The following is a 14,938-nucleotide window of genomic DNA, read 5'->3' on the forward strand; positions in this document are numbered from 1 at the left end:
GGTTTGCGTAATCTGGCGGAGAAAGGGGGATTGTCGGGTGCATCCATGCACCCGATCCCGGCGCGCTGCGCACCGGGACCCGCCTGCGGCGGTCCGGTTCTGCTCCTGCAGAACCGTCGAACCCCGGCGGGGCTTCTCTCGCCCGATGCTCCCCGCCAGACAAATAAAAAAGCCGCCCACTGGGCGGCTTCTTCATTTATCTGGCGGAGAGAGGGGGATTCGAACCCCCGAAGCGCGGTTTAGACGCTTACACACTTTCCAGGCGTGCTCCTTCAACCACTCGGACACCTCTCCGGATCCCTGCCATCGGCAAACGCCTCAGCAGGGGCGCAGATTCTAGCGGGCTGCGCGGCACTTCACAAGCACCCCGATCAACGGCGTATCCATGGCAATGGGTGGCGAGGGGGCTGGACAGGCATGGCACAATGGAACATCCGATGGAAAACGGTGGCCTGATGTCCTACCTCGTCCTTGCCCGCAAGTGGCGTCCGAAGCGTTTTGCCGAGCTGGTGGGCCAGGAACACGTGGTCCGTGCGCTCAGCAACGCGCTGGACAGCGGCCGGGTCCACCACGCGTTCCTGTTCACCGGTACCCGCGGCGTGGGCAAGACCACCATCGCGCGCATCTTCGCCAAGTCGCTGAACTGCGAGCAGGGCACCAGCGCCGACCCGTGCGGCCAGTGCGCGGCCTGCCTGGACATCGACGCCGGCCGCTACATCGACCTGCTGGAAATCGACGCCGCGTCCAACACCGGTGTGGATGACGTGCGTGAGGTGATCGAGAACGCGCAGTACATGCCCTCGCGTGGCAAGTACAAGGTCTACCTGATCGACGAAGTGCACATGCTGTCCAAAGCGGCGTTCAACGCGCTGCTGAAGACGCTGGAAGAACCGCCGGAACACGTGAAGTTCCTGCTGGCCACCACCGACCCGCAGAAGCTGCCGGTCACCGTGCTGAGCCGCTGCCTGCAATTCAACCTCAAGCGCCTGGACGAGGATCAGATCCAGGGCCAGATGACGCGCATCCTGGCGGCAGAAGAGATCGAGGCCGACGGCAGTGCCATCGTACAACTGGCCAAGGCCGCTGACGGTAGCCTGCGCGACGGCCTGTCGCTGCTTGATCAGGCGATCGCCTATGCCGGCGGCGCGCTGCGCGAGGACGTGGTGCGTACAATGCTGGGCACGGTCGACCGCACCCAGGTGGCGGCGATGCTCGATGCGCTGGCCGAGGGCGATGGTCCGCGCCTGCTGCAGGTGGTGGCTGCGCTGGCCGAATTCTCGCCGGACTGGAGTGGCGTGCTGGAAGCATTGGCCGAAGGCCTGCATCGCATCCAGGTGCAGCAGCTGGTACCGGGTGCCTCAGCGGCCGCTGAAGGCCTGGACGCGACGGTGTTCGCCGAACGCCTGCGCCCGGAAGTGGTGCAGCTCTGGTACCAGATGGCCTTGAACGGCCGTCGTGACCTGCCGCTGGCGCCGAGCCCGCGCGCGGGATTTGAAATGGCCGTGCTTCGCATGCTGGCGTTCCGACCGGCCGCAGCGGTACCGCCGGTGCCGAAGGCCGTCGACGGTGCGGTGGGTGGCACGCCGGGCGGTAAAGCCGCCGGTGGTGGCACCGGTGCCGGTAGCCACGAAGCGACGCCGGCCGCTGCCGCCGCTTCGGCCAGCCCGGCCGTGGTGGCGCAGGTGGCCGCTCCGGCACAGGCCGCGCCGCGCGAACCTGAACCCGAACCGGAGCCGGTCCCGCAACCCGACCCTGAGCCGACGCCGGAGCCCGAGCCGGTTCCGGTGGAGGAGCCGGTGTCACCGCCGCCGGTGAAGGCCGAAGCCGTGGCGCCTCCGTCTGTTGAAGCAGAAGCGGGCGACGACCTGCCGCCGTGGGCCACCGACGAAGCCGAGGCGCGTGACGAGGCGCTGGCGGCCGAGATGGCTGGGCCGGACGCCGCCATGGTGGCGCCCTGGCATGAACCGCCGGCTCCCGTCGCGGCTCCCGGCGAGCCTGCGCCGTCCGAGCGCCCGTTCCGCACTGAAGGCATTGCCATCGCGCCAACAGAGTCGGCCCCGGCACGTGATGCCGTGCCGCAGGAAGGCGTCAGCGAGCTGGCCACGGCCGAGGACTGGCTCGACCTGGTGGCCAACAGTGGCCTGAGCGGCCCGTCGCGGCAGCTGGCGGCCAACGCTGCCTTCATCAGTTGCCAGCACGGGACCTTGAAATTGGGCCTTTCGCCCGGATTTGAGTACCTGCGCTCGGAGCGTGCGCTGGCGGCCCTGGGCGAGATGCTGGAGAAAGCCCTTGGCCAGGCCCCGAAGATCGTGGTCGAGACCGTGGAAATCGAGCACGTTCCGGCCGAGACCCTGCATCAGCGTGCCGACCGCCAGCGTAGTGAGCGGCAGCAGGTGGCAGAGGCTGTTTTCATGGACGATCCGGAAGTGCAGGTGCTGATCCAACAGCACGGCGCCCGGGTTGTTTCCGATTCCATCCGTTCTTTTGACGAGTAGAGACTATGCGCGGCAACATCGCCCAACTGATGCAGCAGGCCCAGAAGATGCAGGAAAACCTGCAGAAGGCCCAGGAAGAAATCGCCAGGATCGAAGTGACCGGCAGCGCCGGTGGCGGCATGGTCAGCGTGACCCTGACCGGTGCCAAGGAATGCCGCAAGGTGCGCATCGATCCGTCGCTGGCCAGCGACCCGGAGATGCTGGAAGACCTGATCGCCGCCGCCTTCAACGATGCCTCGAACAAGATCGATGCCGAGTCGAAGTCGAAGATGGGGTCGGCCACCGCTGGCATGCAGCTGCCGCCGGGCATGAAGCTGCCGTTCTGATTTTCAGCGTGGCACCCGTGTAACCGGGTGCCACGGACCCTGTAGCCGTCGAGCCTGCTCGACGCAATGAAAGCCTGTCGCCGTGTCCGCACCCCTGCTTGAACAATTGATCGACGCGTTGCGGGTGCTGCCGGGCGTCGGCCAGAAGACTGCGCAGCGCATGGCCTACCACCTGCTCGAGCGTGAGCGCGAAGGTGGCCAGCGCTTGGCCGAAACCCTGGCGCTGGCGGTGGAACGCATCGGTCACTGCGTGCAGTGCCGCGATTTCAGCGAAACCGAGCTGTGCCCGACCTGTGCCAACAGCAGCCGCGAGCGCAGCCAGCTGTGTGTGGTCGAATCGCCGGCCGACCGCCTGGCCATCGAAAACGCCACCGGCTTCCGCGGTGTCTACTTCGTGCTGCAGGGCCGCCTATCGCCGCTTGATGGCATCGGCCCGCGCGAGCTGGGCCTGGAGCAGCTGGAGCGACGGCTGGCCGAAGGCGAGGTGCAGGAGCTGATCATCGCCACCAGCGCCACTGTCGAGGGCGAGGCCACCGCGCATTACCTGGCGCAGCTGGCGCGTGCACGCAAGGTGCAGCCCAGCCGTCTGGCGCAGGGCCTGCCGCTGGGCGGCGAACTGGAATACGTCGATCGTGGCACGCTGTCGCACGCGTTCGGGACGCGCAGCGAATTCCGCGATTGAGCAACGGCCGGCATGGCCGGGCGTGAGCGGCCTACAATGCGGGAGACATCCCCGCCGAGGCCGACCATGAGCAACGAAACCCTCTTCAGCAAGATCATCCGTCGCGAGATCCCGGCCACCATCGTCTACGAGGATGACGAGGTGCTGGGCTTCAAGGACATCGCACCGCAGGCGCCGGTGCACGTGCTGTTCATTCCGAAGAACGAGATCATTCCGACCCTGGATGACCTGCAGCCGTCGCAGGCGCACCTGATCGGGAAGCTGGCGCTGGCTGCCGCCGAGTACGCGCGCCGCGAAGGCTTCGCACAGGACGGCTACCGCATCGTGATGAACTGCCGCGAGGATGCCGGCCAGACCGTGTTCCATATCCACATGCACCTGCTGGCCGGTGCGTCGCTGGGGCACTTCGGTACCCCGGGACGTTGAGCGCCCGGTATCCGCGCCATGCGTGGATGAAAAAGGCCGCCCGAGGGCGGCCTTTTCCGTCATGCGTGTGTGGTGACGATCACCACCAGCCCCAGCGACCATAGCCGCCCCAGTACGGGCCATACGGGCCCGGGCCCCACGGGCCATAGGGGTAGGGCACCACATCGACCTGGCGCTGTTCCGGCCACAGGTAGATCACATCGGCCGACAGCTTCGGCAGGCGGTAGTCGTACTCGCCGATGCGGGTGTTCTGGTAGCCGTCGATCTTGCCGATGAAGGTCACGTCACGACCGGCTTCGAACACCGCCGGGTCGTAGAAGCCGGCACGGCAGGCAATGAAGCGGCCGTCGCTGGCGTCGGACGAGGTGGTGTTCGGGCGGCCACTGCCATTGAGCGGGCGCGAGATGATCTGGAAGCAGGTCTCGCCCTGGCCGGGCTTGGTTTCGATGATGCGACCGCCCCAACGGACCGGCGTGCCGACCTGCTGGGTAGCGACCGAGTCGCGAGGGGAGACCAGGCTGAACTGTCCCTGCAGCGGCTTGGGGGCCGTGGCGCAGGCCGACAGGGCCAGCGTGGCCACAGCGGTGAGAAGGAACTTGGTGTTCATGGGGAGGCTCCGGAAGTCGGGCGATGCCTGCGCAGGTCCCGCAATAATGAAGCGAGGTCGGTGCAAGTTCCAGCGTAGCGCGCGTCGGCGAAACGCTGGCTGAGTGCGAGCAGGGCCGGGTCGGGGCGCTGCCGGTGTACCCGCTGTGCCCAGTCCTGTGCGGTTTCGTGCGGTTCACGGGCCAGGCCGAGGCGGGCGTAGCGCCGTCCGAGCCGGTGCCAGGCGCGCAGCAGCGGCTCGCGTTCGCGCTCGCCACGGGCCAGCAGCCAGGCCATCCACGCCAGCGCCAGCAGTGCGGCTACCACGAAGCCAGCGACCAGCTGCCCGGGGCCCAGATCGTCCAGCCCGAACGGCTTGAGCAGCTGCTGCTGGCGGCGCGCATCGAAGGACAGCACCAGATCGTTCCAGCCGCGGCGCAGCCAGTCGCCCATCTGGCCCAGCTGCAGCCAACGCTGCTGCAGTGGTGTGTCCGTGCCGGCCTGCAGGCGATCATCCAGGGTGTCCAGGATGCGTTCCGGTGCCACGGCTGCGGTCGGGTCAACCCGGACCCAGCCGCGCTGCGGCAGCCATACCTCGGCCCAGGCGTGGGCATCCATCCGCCGCACCACCCAGTAGTCGCCGATGCGGTTGCGGGTGCCACCAGCGAAACCGGTCACCACCCGCGCCGGGACGCCGGCGTTGCGCATCAGCACCACGAAGGCCGAGCTGAAGTGTTCACAGAAGCCGGCCTTGTAGCCGAACAGGAACTCGTCGATCGGGTCGCGCCCTGCCGCAGGGGTATCCAGCGTGTACGAGAAATCGGTGGTGATCCACTGCAGCGCGCGGCGCACGATGGCCTCGTCATCGCTGCCAGCGTCCTGCCGCCATTGCTGCGCCAGCGTGGCGGTGCGCGGGTTGAAGCCGGCCGGCAGCTGCAACGTCGCGCGGCGCAGATAGGGCGACAGCGTGCTGTCGAAGCGCAGTGGCGGGGCCGAATGCAATCGCCAGCGGCTGAGCGAGGCCAGCGGGCGTTCGCTGCTCAGGCTCATGTCCGCATCCAGCACGCTGCCCGCAGGTGCGCGGCTGGGCAGGTCCAGAGCCACCAGCTGGCGGCGGTCGGTGGGCTCGTAATCGATCTGGTAGTCCCAGCCCTGTGTACCCGCTGCTACCACTGCAGCAGGTCGCCGCGCGCTGGCACGGTCGCGTGTCCAGCGCCGTCCATCGAAGGCGGTCAGTACAGGGCCGCGCCAGTAGCGCTGCGCCGGCTCGGGCGGAGCGCCGAAGAACTGCACGCGCAGCGCCGGGGTGTCGTCGGCCATCAGGTCCAGCCACTGGCCGGGTTCCATGCTGTCGGACAGCCCCGGTGTACCCACGGCGCGTTCGGGAATACCCCACAGTGGCGTGGCCAGTCGGGGGAAGAGCCAGAAGCAGGCCAGTGCCAGCGGCAGGCCGATCGCCAGCAGGCGGCCGACACCACGCAGCTGTCCACGCAGTGGCTGGCGGCCAGCATGGCCTTCATCCTGCGCCAGGCGTTGCAGTGCGATCAGTGCGCTGCCCCCGGCCAGCGCGGCCAGCGCTGTTGTCAGCGGCCCCTGGTCGAGCAGGAATGCTGCAAAGGGCGAGAACAGCGCGAAGCCGAGCAGGCTGCGGGCATCACGCAGGCTGCGCAGCTCGCTGGACTTGATCGCCAGCATCGCGGCCAGCAGCGCGCAACCGGTATCGCGTCCTGGGCGCACCACGCCCATCTGCCAGACGATGGCGCCGAGCATGCCCAGCACCAGCAGCAGGCGTACCGGCATCGGCAACACTGTCCGCCACGACAGGGCGGCAGTGATGATCGCCGCCAGCGCGATCACGCCCGCCAGCAGTGGTGGCAGCTGCAGCAGCAACGGCAACAGTGCCAGCGCCGCGCTGGCCAGGGTCCAGTTGCGGGCATTGCGGTCGAGCAGGGCCGGGGTCTCAGTCATGCGGCATCAGCGCCAGCGCGCGCAGGCACAAGTGATGATGGCTGGCGCCCTGGCCGGGCCCGAACGGTGGATGCGCAGGCAGCAGCAGGGTGTAGCGGCGGCCCTCGCGCTCGGCCACATCCACCCAGCGCGCCAATCGAGCGATGCGTGCTTCATGGCCCAGCGGCGCCAATGAGCGCCAGTCGAGGATCACTTCGATGCCGACCGGCTTTTCGTACTCGCGCACCAGCAGGCTGTCGCGGCGTGCCGAGTGCTTCCAGGAAATGCTGCGCGGCGCATCGCCCGCCCGGTAGGGGCGCAGCTGATGCAGCTCCTCGCCGCTGGCATGGGCACGGGTATGCAGCGGATCGCTGCCGCTCTCCGGCAGTGCAGGCGCCACGGCCTCGGCCAGCGGGTAGACCAGCAGCGGCTGTTCCGGCCACACCCACGACCATGCCCGCACCAGGCCCAGCGGCTGGGTGGTGGACAGGCGGATACGCGGCAGTTCCAGCCAGCCACGGCGTTCGCTGGGAACGTCCAGTTCCACTTCGCCACGGCCGTGCGCAGGCAGCGAGGTCCAGGCGTTGCTGTCACCCAGCTGCAGATGAAGGCCGTGCCGCGCACGCGGATCACGCAGTGAGAGGTCTACGCGCAGGCGCAACGGTTGCCCGGCCGGTACCGGCTCGGCCGAGATCGCATCGATCTGCACGCCGGACAACTGGAGATGCGCGGCAATGGCACTGGCGATGGCCGCTGCGGCAAGCAGCAGGGCCAGCAGCAGCGCCGGATTGTTGTTGTAGTTCAGCGCGCCCAGCAGCATGGCCACCAGCAGGGTGGCAACGAACAGGCCGAAGCGGGTGGGCAGCACATAGATGCGATGGCGGTCCAGCCGCTTCGGCAAGGCTTCGGGCCTGCGTGGCCGTGCCAGCAGCTGCATGCGTGCCCAGCGTGCGGCCACGCTCAATCCACCGCGACGGTCTGCAGGATCGCGCGCGCCAGTGCCGGTCCCGAACTGGATTCGGCTTCCGCCACCAGCCGGTGACCAGCCACTGCGACGAACAGCGTCTGCACGTCCTCGGGCACGACATGCCCGCGACCCAGCAGCAGGGCATGTGCCCTGGCCGCACGCAGCAATGCCAGGCCGGCGCGTGGTGACAGGCCGACGCGCACGCCGGCGTGCTGGCGGCTGCGGGTCAGCAGGGCCTGCACATAGTCGATCAGCGCGTCGCTGGCATGCACCTGGTTCACCGCGTCGCGCAGCGCGCGCACCTGGGTGTCATCCAGTTTCGGTACGGCGCGCGCGATCAGGTCGCGGCGGTCGCTGCCACGCAGCAGTTCGCGTTCGGCCTGGGCACTGGGGTAGCCCATCGCCAGCCGCAGCAGGAAACGATCCAGCTGCGAATCCGGCAGCGGGAAGGTGCCGGACAGGTCCACCGGGTTCTGCGTGGCGATCACGAAGAACGGGTCGGGCAGCGGATGCGTCTGTCCGTCCAGGGCGACCTGTTGTTCGGCCATCGCTTCCAGCAACGCGCTCTGCGTGCGTGGTGGTGCCCGGTTGATCTCGTCGGCCAGCAGTACGTGGGTGAACACCGGGCCTGGGTGGAACTGGAACTGGCGGCTGCCGGCTTCATACACCGACACGCCCAGCACATCGGCCGGCAACAGGTCGGAGGTGAACTGCACGCGCTGGAAGCTGAGGCCGAGGCTGCTGGCCAGCGCATGCGCCAGCGTGGTCTTGCCCAGGCCGGGCAGATCTTCGATCAGCAGGTGGCCGCCGGACAGCAATGCGACGAACGCCAGCCTGACTTCCGGCACCTTGCCCAGTACCAGTGCGTTCACCTGATCCTGTGCCTCCCGCAGGGCCTGACGCAATTGATCGGTTAGCATGCTGGGATTGGGGGACGAAGCTGGCATGATCGTCTCAGATCTGGAATCCACTCGATTATCCATAGAGCAATGCAAGGCGAACAGCGCGCACGGACGATATTTCTCTGGTTATGGACGCTGGTCACAGCGGCCAAGCTGATCGTTGCCGCGCGCCTGCCGCTGTTCGTCGACGAAGCGTTCTATTGGCAGGAAGGCCAGCATCTGGCCGCGGCCTATTCGGATCTGCCCGGGCTGACCGCCTGGCTGGCCCGCCTGGGCGTGGAGATCGGGGGGCATCACGTGCTCGCGCTGCGCCTGCCGTTCCTGGCCATCGGTGCGCTGCTGCCGCTGCTGGTGGTGCGCACGGCCACGCGCTGGTTCGGCAATGTGGCCGGTTGGCAGGCGGGCAGCCTCACGCTGTTGATGCCGTTGTCGGCGACGCTTGGCCTGCTGGCGGTACCGGACGTGCCGATGGCGTTGGCGGCAGTGATCTGCCTGCACGCCGGTGCGCGCCTGCTGTACAACGTGGATGCCTCCTCGGCGATGAAGCTGGCGCTGGGCCTGCTGATCGGTGCACTCAGCCACTACCGTTTCATCGGTGTCATCGGCGTCGGTTTCATCGCGTTGCTGGCATTGCCGCAGGGGCGGCGCATGCTGGCCGATCCGCGCGTGTGGGTGGCATTGGCGGTGGGCGTGCTGGCATGGCTGCCACTGCTGGCGTGGAATGCGGACAACCACGATGCCGGCCTGAAATTCCAGGTGATCGAGCGTCATCCTTGGGCGTTTGAATGGGGCGGGCTGTGGTTCCTGGTGATCCAGCCGATGCTGGTCACGCCGATCCTGTGCATGGCGATGTGGAAGGTGGCGCTGGCAGGAACCCGGAGCGGTGGCGGTGCGCGCGTGCAGTGGCGCTATTTCGGCCTGGTGGGCGGCGTATCCACGCTGGGCATTTTCGTGCTCGGCTTCTTCACTGACGTCGAGCGGATCAGCTTCCACTGGCCGCTGCCGGGCTACCTCGCATTGCTGGTGGCGGTGCCGGTGGTGCTCAACGGCTGGCCGCGCTGGCTGCGCCGCACCGGCTGGTGGCTGGCCGGCGCGGGCATGGTGCTGGCCTTCGGCTACTACCTGATGGCATCCACGCCGGCACTGCGCGAGCAGATGGCCGGCAGCAAGTACTATCCGCGCAATTTCGCCGGCTGGCAGCCACTGGCAGTTGCGGTCCATGAAGAGCTGCGGCAGATGCCGGAAGGAACGCGCGTGCTGGCCGGCAACTTCAAGGTTGGCGCCGAGCTGGGTTTCCAGCTGGGCAATGGCAACATCGAGGTACTGCCGCATCCGCTCAATGACAAGCATGGCCGCACCGCGCAACTGGCGCAGTGGGGCCTGCTGCATGAGGGCGAGCGCACGGTGCCGATGCTGCTGGTGCTGTCACCCAGCGACCAGCGCTATCGCGAACTGCTGGAGCGCTATCACGCCATCTGCAATCAGGTGGGGCCGATGCCTGCGCCACGCGTGGTCAGCAGTGATCATGGTTTCCAGCGCTTCCTGCTGTTCCGGCTGCCGGTGCAGCGCGCAGAGGGGCCGTGCGTGACGCCGGCGATGGCGTGGCTGGATGCGCCGTCCAATGGCGAGAAGGTGTCCGGCACGCTCGCAATCAAGGGCTGGGCGTTCAAGGATGGTGTCGGCCTGGCGCGCGTCGAAGTGCTGGTCGATGGTCGCTCGGTCGGTGACGCCCGCTATGGGCGTGTGTTCGACGTGCGCCACACCTGGCCGGACAGTACCGATCCGCAGCATCCGGCGGTGGGCTTCGACGCATCGTTGGATACCACCACGCTGGCACCGGGCCGGCATTGGCTGGGCCTGCGCCTGCACGGCCGCGACGGCAGCGTGGAGCAATGGCAGGAGCAGCCGTTCGAGGTTCGTTGAGGTCCTCTGGTCCTGTAGAGCCGAGCCGATGCTCGGCTGCTTCTGCTTCAGATGCAGGCAGCCTCGAAAAAAGCAACCGAGCATGGGCTCGGCTCTACAGTTCAGGGCACCGCGAAACCGGCCCTGCGCAGCAATCCGCATACCGCGATCAGCGGCAGGCCGACCAGCGCGGTCGGGTCGCGGTTGTCGATGGCGCCGAACAGGCTGATGCCCAGGCCCTCGCATTTGAAGCTGCCGGCGCAGTCCAGCGGTTGCTCGGTGGTCACGTAGCGGGCGATTTCGTCTGGCTCCAGTGCGCGGAAGCAGACTTCGGTCAGATCGACGGCCGTGAATGATTCTCCGTCACGACTGAGACAGACGGCGGTGTGGAAGCGGACGGTCTGCCCCGACATCGCTGCCAGCTGCGCACAGGCGGCCTCGACCGTACCCGGTTTGCCCAGTGGCTGGCCGTTCAGGTCTGCGACCTGGTCCGAACCGATCACCCACGCGCCGGGGTGGCGGGACGCCACCTCGGCCGCTTTGGCGGTGGCCAGGCGGGTGGCCAGGGCCAGCGGAGCCTCCCCGTTCATGGGAGTCTCATCCACCTCCGGACGTGCGCAGTCGAAGGGCAGGCCCAGCCGTTCCAGCAGCTCGCGGCGGTAGCGGGAGGTGGAGGCCAGGACCAGTGACATGCGAGAATACCGGGGCAGGGCATGGCAGTCTGGCGTGTCCGCAGCGCCAGCAGCAAGTCCTGTATGGCGGGCATTTGACAGTCGGCGCCCGGATCCTTAGTATTCAGCGGCTTATGTCCGCGAACGTGCCCGAAACGCTGGATGCCTGGCGGATGGTTGTAGCGCGAAGGCGCTTCGACGGTCAGGTGTCTCTGGCTGAATTGACCCGCCTGCAGGGGTTGGTCGCAGATACCGACGGTGAGTGCAATTACTCGCTTGAATTCGGTCGCGACGACGTCTTGCGGGTATCCTATGTGGAATTGACCATCGACACCGCGCTGCCGCTGACCTGTCAGCGCAGCATGCAGCGATTCCTGTTGCCGGTGAAGGTGACCCAGAGGCTTGGCCTGATCCGCGACGAGGACGAGGAATCGTCCCTGCCGGAGGAATACGAGGCGTTGCTGGTGCCGGAAGATGGCCAGCTGAAGCCGCTGGATCTGGTCGAGGACGAACTGGTGCTGGCGGTGCCGGTGGTACCGCTGTCGCCCGACGGTGAAGCAGTCGACAAGGACTGGGCGCCGAGCGAAGAAGAAACGAAGAAGGCCAACCCGTTTGCGGCGTTGGCGGCATTGAAGAAACAATAGCAGCCGGTTGTCGTCGGCGGCTGCGGCGAAAGCGAAAAGTGTGCTGGGCGCTGGCGTCCTGTGCGACGAAACGACGAAGCAAAACGAACCGAGTTTGGAGCAATCCCATGGCTGTCCAGAAATCCCGTGTTACCCCGTCCCGCCGCGGCCAGCGCCGTTCGCATGACGCCCTGAGCGCCAAGCAGCTGTCGACCGACCCGACCACCGGCGAAGTGCACCTGCGTCACCACATCACTGCCGATGGTTTCTACCGCGGCAAGAAGGTCATCCAGACCAAGACCTCGGCCGTCGAAGAAGATTGATGTGCCGGGAAGGCCGCTGCCTCCGGGCAGCGGCCTTTGCCTTCTTCCCCGGGTGTGCCGGTGATCGGCGGCCCGCGCAACAGGAAACATGATGAGCAAGCGGATCTACTCGAGGATCGCGGGCACCGGTAGCTATTTGCCGGAAAAAGTCCTGACCAACGCCGACCTGGAAAAAATGGTCGAAACCTCGGATGAGTGGATCCAGTCGCGCACCGGAATTCGTGAACGGCACATCGCGGCCGAAGGCGAAACCACCAGCGACCTCGGCTACAACGCCGCCCTGCGCGCGCTTGAAGCCGCAGGCATCGATGCCTCGCAGCTCGACATGATCGTGGTCGGCACGACCACCCCTGATCTCATTTTCCCGTCCACCGCGTGCCTGATCCAGGCCAAGCTCGGTGTTGCGGGGTGCCCTGCCTTTGACGTCAACGCAGCCTGCTCGGGCTTCGTGTTCGCGCTGGGCGTGGCCGACAAATTCATCCGTTCCGGTGACTGCAAGCATGTGCTGGTGATCGGCACCGAAACGCTGACCCGCATGGTCGACTGGAACGATCGCACCACCTGCGTGCTGTTCGGCGATGGCGCTGGCGCCGTCGTGCTCAAGGCCGATGAAGAGACCGGCATCCTCAGTACCCACCTGCATGCCGATGGCAGCAAGAAGGAGCTGCTGTGGAACCCGGTCGGTGTCTCGACCGGCTTCAAGGACGGCGCCAATGGCGGCGGCACCATCAACATGAAGGGCAACGACGTGTTCAAGTACGCCGTCAAGGCGCTGGACTCGGTCGTGGACGAGACCCTGGCCGCCAACGGCCTGGACAAGTCCGACCTGGATTGGCTGATTCCGCACCAGGCCAACCTGCGCATCATCGAAGCCACCGCCAAGCGCCTGGACATGTCGATGGACCAGGTCGTGGTGACCGTCGACAAGCACGGCAATACCTCGTCCGGCTCGGTGCCGCTGGCGCTGGACGCCGCCGTGCGTTCGGGCAGGGTCGAACGTGGCCAGCTGCTGCTGCTGGAAGCCTTCGGCGGCGGCTTCACGTGGGGTTCGGCTCTGCTGCGCTATTGATAGTGCAAGTTACGACAACGTGAAGCTTTGTCGTTGCGGCCCCTCTGGGGCCGTAACGCGTTTAAGGAGGACCTGTCATGGTTGAGCCCATCGTCATCGAAGGGCAACGTGCCTGGCTGAAGCAGTACGGCAAGGGAAGCCGGGCGCTGGCCCTTGGCCTGCTCAATTTTGTTGCCCGTCGTTTTCATCTGGACGCCCTGCGCCCGCCGCCGCACCGTGGCGGCGACGCCGCACGCGAAACCGAAGCCCGTCGCCTTGCAGAACTGCAGGCGCAGGGCGTGAACGTGCCCGACGTGCTGGGCACCGGCCATGCCGCGCTGGTGATCGGCGACAACGGCAGTTCGTTCAATACCTGCCTGCGCGAAGCCGACGACGCAGGTCGCGACCGACTGGTGATGGCGGCGATGCTGGCCATTGCCGCAGCGCATGCGCGCGGCGCCTATTTCGGCCAGCCGTTGCCGCGCAATCTCACCTGGGATGGCGAGAACGTCGGTTTCATCGACTTCGAGGAAGATCCGCTGGAAGTGATGGATCTGTCCGAAGCGCAGGCCCGCGACTGGCTGATGTTCGGCTATGGCGTGGCCAAGTACTACGCCGACCGCCCCGAGCACCTGCAGGCGATGATGGCCGAGGCGATGGGCGATGCCCAGGCGCCGGTGCGCGAGCACGTGCACGCGGTCAGCGGCCGCCTGCGCAGCCTGGCCCGGGTCTGCATGAAGCTGGGCCGCTCAGCGCGTGCGCTGGCCCACTCCATTTTCATCGCCCATGGCGCCAGCACCGCTGGCGTGCTGATGCTGGTGGGCCTGTGCGTGGATTTCCTCGCCGACGGCGACCTGGACGTCCTGCAGCTGTTCTGCTGATCAGCGGCTGGGGCCGGATCCCTTTTTTCCATGGAGAGGCATCCGGCCCCGGATCTCCAGCGTGTTGCGACAGCCATTCACCATACGCGTGCATACGCGCACGTACAGACGACACGGCATGTTCCCCCTTATCATGGCCCGCTTCGATTGCAACAAGCGGATGACCGCGTGACCCTATCCACCCTCGCTTTTGTCTTCCCCGGCCAGGGCTCGCAGTCTGTGGGCATGGTGGCCGAGCTGGCCGAACTGCACCCGCAGGTGCGTGACGCCTTCACCGAGGCGTCCGATGGTGCCGGCGTCGACCTGTGGGCGCTGTCCCAGGGCGGCCCGGAGGAAATGCTCAACCGCACCGAATACACCCAGCCGGCCCTGCTGGCTGCAAGCATCGGCGTGTGGCGCGCCTGGAACGCCGTGGGCGGTCCGCGCCCGTCGGTGCTGGCCGGTCACAGCCTGGGCGAGTACACCGCCCTGGTTGCCGCTGGCGCGCTGAGCCTGCATGACGGTGCGCACCTGGTGCGCCTGCGCGGCCAGCTGATGCAGGAAGCCGCGCCGGCCGGTGTCGGCGCCATGGCCGCCGTGCTCGGCGCCGAAGACCAGCTGGTGCTGGACGTCTGCGCTGAAGCGGCAGGCAGCCAGGTGGTGGTGCCGGCCAACTTCAATTCGCCGGGCCAGATCGTGATTGGTGGCGACGCCGATGCGGTCGACCGCGCGCTGGCGCTGCTGGCCGAGAAGGGCGTGCGCAAGGCGGTCAAGCTGGCCGTGAGCGTGCCCTCGCACACCCCGCTGATGCGCGAAGCCGCCAACCGCCTGGCCGAAGTGATGGCCGGCCTGGCCTGGCAGGCGCCGCAGCTGCCGGTGGTGCAGAACGTCGACGCCAAGGTGCATGACGGCATCGACGCGATCCGTACCGCGCTGGTCCAGCAGCTGTACCAGCCGGTGCAGTGGACCGGCTGCGTGCAGGCGCTGGCTGGCCGTGGCGTCACCCAGATCGCCGAGTGCGGCCCGGGCAAGGTGCTGACCGGCCTGGTCAAGCGCATCGACAAGGCCATCGACGGCCGTTCGCTGGCCACGCCGGGCGACTTCGAAGCTGCCCGCGAGGCATGGTCGGCCTGATCCCCCCTGTTCCTGCCGTCCGTACCGGTGGCCGCTGCACGCGGCAC

At 67.3% G+C, this 14,938-nt stretch carries 15 protein-coding genes and 1 tRNA gene; 10 read left to right on the forward strand and 6 right to left on the reverse strand.

Translation table 11 applies throughout. The features are described from left to right. Nucleotides 1-201: 201 nt before the first annotated feature. Nucleotides 202-294 (reverse strand) — tRNA-Ser (locus ARC63_RS10660). 161 nt (nucleotides 295-455) lie between these two features. Between ARC63_RS10660 and dnaX the strand changes: the two genes are divergently transcribed. The 4 genes from dnaX to ARC63_RS10680 all read left to right on the forward strand — a co-directional run bounded on the left by dnaX (nucleotide 456) and on the right by ARC63_RS10680 (nucleotide 3,929). After that, nucleotides 456-2,495 carry a DNA polymerase III subunit gamma/tau gene (gene dnaX, locus ARC63_RS10665; protein WP_057503309.1) on the forward strand — a complete coding sequence of 680 codons (2,040 nt, stop codon included), beginning with the start codon at nucleotides 456-458 and terminating at the stop codon, nucleotides 2,493-2,495. A 5-nt stretch (nucleotides 2,496-2,500) separates the two neighbouring features. After that, nucleotides 2,501-2,821, forward strand: coding sequence for a YbaB/EbfC family nucleoid-associated protein (locus ARC63_RS10670; RefSeq protein ID WP_010483846.1), 321 nt, complete (start codon nucleotides 2,501-2,503; stop codon nucleotides 2,819-2,821). An 82-nt stretch (nucleotides 2,822-2,903) separates the two neighbouring features. After that, nucleotides 2,904-3,503, forward strand: a complete 600-nt coding sequence (gene recR, locus ARC63_RS10675) for a recombination mediator RecR (RefSeq protein WP_010483844.1) — start codon at nucleotides 2,904-2,906, stop codon at nucleotides 3,501-3,503. Nucleotides 3,504-3,569: 66 nt separating this feature from the next. Then, a complete protein-coding gene (locus ARC63_RS10680) occupies nucleotides 3,570-3,929 on the forward strand; it encodes a histidine triad nucleotide-binding protein (RefSeq protein ID WP_010483842.1) in 360 nt (119 codons plus the stop codon). Nucleotides 3,930-4,008: 79 nt separating this feature from the next. On the opposite strand, the gene ARC63_RS10685 is transcribed toward ARC63_RS10680, so the two are convergent. From ARC63_RS10685 to ARC63_RS10700, 4 genes are read right to left on the reverse strand one after another with little or no spacing between them, the layout of a single operon-like run. Further along, nucleotides 4,009-4,536: a Slp family lipoprotein gene (locus ARC63_RS10685; protein ID WP_005408301.1), complete on the reverse strand. Its 528-nt coding sequence runs from the start codon at nucleotides 4,534-4,536 to the stop codon at nucleotides 4,009-4,011. Continuing rightward, nucleotides 4,533-6,482, reverse strand: coding sequence for a transglutaminase TgpA family protein (locus tag ARC63_RS10690; protein ID WP_010483838.1), 1,950 nt, complete (start codon nucleotides 6,480-6,482; stop codon nucleotides 4,533-4,535). Before ARC63_RS10690 ends, ARC63_RS10685 begins: the two co-directional genes overlap by 4 nt. Then, nucleotides 6,475-7,398 carry a DUF58 domain-containing protein gene (locus ARC63_RS10695; protein ID WP_032952475.1) on the reverse strand — a complete coding sequence of 308 codons (924 nt, stop codon included), beginning with the start codon at nucleotides 7,396-7,398 and terminating at the stop codon, nucleotides 6,475-6,477. The genes ARC63_RS10690 and ARC63_RS10695 overlap by 8 nt, the downstream gene beginning before the upstream one ends. 23 nt (nucleotides 7,399-7,421) lie before the next feature. Further along, entirely contained in the window at nucleotides 7,422-8,375 is a 954-nt protein-coding gene (locus ARC63_RS10700) for an AAA family ATPase (RefSeq protein WP_057503266.1), read from the reverse strand. 42 nt (nucleotides 8,376-8,417) lie between these two features. On the opposite strand from ARC63_RS10700, the gene ARC63_RS10705 reads away from it, so the two are divergent. After that, nucleotides 8,418-10,253: a glycosyltransferase family 39 protein gene (locus ARC63_RS10705; RefSeq protein ID WP_057503267.1), complete on the forward strand. Its 1,836-nt coding sequence runs from the start codon at nucleotides 8,418-8,420 to the stop codon at nucleotides 10,251-10,253. Nucleotides 10,254-10,354: 101 nt separating this feature from the next. On the opposite strand, the gene ARC63_RS10710 is transcribed toward ARC63_RS10705, so the two are convergent. Continuing rightward, nucleotides 10,355-10,924, reverse strand: a complete 570-nt coding sequence (locus ARC63_RS10710) for a Maf family protein (protein ID WP_057503268.1) — start codon at nucleotides 10,922-10,924, stop codon at nucleotides 10,355-10,357. Nucleotides 10,925-11,037: 113 nt separating this feature from the next. Between ARC63_RS10710 and ARC63_RS10715 the strand changes: the two genes are divergently transcribed. The 5 genes from ARC63_RS10715 to fabD all read left to right on the forward strand — a co-directional run bounded on the left by ARC63_RS10715 (nucleotide 11,038) and on the right by fabD (nucleotide 14,891). Beyond that, a complete protein-coding gene (locus ARC63_RS10715) occupies nucleotides 11,038-11,547 on the forward strand; it encodes a YceD family protein (RefSeq protein WP_010483828.1) in 510 nt (169 codons plus the stop codon). A 107-nt stretch (nucleotides 11,548-11,654) separates the two neighbouring features. Beyond that, nucleotides 11,655-11,849 (forward strand): 50S ribosomal protein L32, encoded by a 195-nt coding sequence (rpmF, locus tag ARC63_RS10720; protein ID WP_005408308.1) that lies wholly within the window; start codon nucleotides 11,655-11,657, stop codon nucleotides 11,847-11,849. A 91-nt stretch (nucleotides 11,850-11,940) separates the two neighbouring features. Further along, on the forward strand, nucleotides 11,941-12,918 hold the full coding sequence (locus ARC63_RS10725) for a beta-ketoacyl-ACP synthase III (RefSeq protein ID WP_005415505.1): 978 nt from the start codon (nucleotides 11,941-11,943) through the stop codon (nucleotides 12,916-12,918). A gap of 77 nt (nucleotides 12,919-12,995) precedes the next feature. Next, nucleotides 12,996-13,778: a BUD32 family EKC/KEOPS complex subunit gene (locus ARC63_RS10730; RefSeq protein WP_010483824.1), complete on the forward strand. Its 783-nt coding sequence runs from the start codon at nucleotides 12,996-12,998 to the stop codon at nucleotides 13,776-13,778. Nucleotides 13,779-13,946: 168 nt separating this feature from the next. Beyond that, nucleotides 13,947-14,891, forward strand: a complete 945-nt coding sequence (gene fabD, locus ARC63_RS10735; protein WP_010483822.1) for an ACP S-malonyltransferase — start codon at nucleotides 13,947-13,949, stop codon at nucleotides 14,889-14,891. The last annotated feature ends 47 nt before the right edge of the window (nucleotides 14,892-14,938 follow it).

The sequence above is a fragment of the Stenotrophomonas geniculata ATCC 19374 = JCM 13324 genome, from assembly GCF_001431625.1.
Classification (GTDB): domain Bacteria; phylum Pseudomonadota; class Gammaproteobacteria; order Xanthomonadales; family Xanthomonadaceae; genus Stenotrophomonas; species Stenotrophomonas geniculata.

Coding starts and splice junctions, on each gene's coding strand:
- ARC63_RS10725 (WP_005415505.1), top strand. CDS start 11,941: ATGAGCAAGCGGATCTACTCGAGGATCGCGGGCACCGGTAGCTATTTG.
- dnaX (WP_057503309.1), top strand. CDS start 456: ATGTCCTACCTCGTCCTTGCCCGCAAGTGGCGTCCGAAGCGTTTTGCC.
- ARC63_RS10685 (WP_005408301.1), bottom strand. CDS start 4,536: ATGAACACCAAGTTCCTTCTCACCGCTGTGGCCACGCTGGCCCTGTCG.
- ARC63_RS10715 (WP_010483828.1), top strand. CDS start 11,038: ATGTCCGCGAACGTGCCCGAAACGCTGGATGCCTGGCGGATGGTTGTA.
- ARC63_RS10670 (WP_010483846.1), top strand. CDS start 2,501: ATGCGCGGCAACATCGCCCAACTGATGCAGCAGGCCCAGAAGATGCAG.
- ARC63_RS10730 (WP_010483824.1), top strand. CDS start 12,996: ATGGTTGAGCCCATCGTCATCGAAGGGCAACGTGCCTGGCTGAAGCAG.
- ARC63_RS10700 (WP_057503266.1), bottom strand. CDS start 8,375: ATGCCAGCTTCGTCCCCCAATCCCAGCATGCTAACCGATCAATTGCGT.
- ARC63_RS10695 (WP_032952475.1), bottom strand. CDS start 7,398: ATGCAGCTGCTGGCACGGCCACGCAGGCCCGAAGCCTTGCCGAAGCGG.
- ARC63_RS10690 (WP_010483838.1), bottom strand. CDS start 6,482: ATGACTGAGACCCCGGCCCTGCTCGACCGCAATGCCCGCAACTGGACC.
- ARC63_RS10680 (WP_010483842.1), top strand. CDS start 3,570: ATGAGCAACGAAACCCTCTTCAGCAAGATCATCCGTCGCGAGATCCCG.
- ARC63_RS10705 (WP_057503267.1), top strand. CDS start 8,418: ATGCAAGGCGAACAGCGCGCACGGACGATATTTCTCTGGTTATGGACG.
- ARC63_RS10710 (WP_057503268.1), bottom strand. CDS start 10,924: ATGTCACTGGTCCTGGCCTCCACCTCCCGCTACCGCCGCGAGCTGCTG.
- rpmF (WP_005408308.1), top strand. CDS start 11,655: ATGGCTGTCCAGAAATCCCGTGTTACCCCGTCCCGCCGCGGCCAGCGC.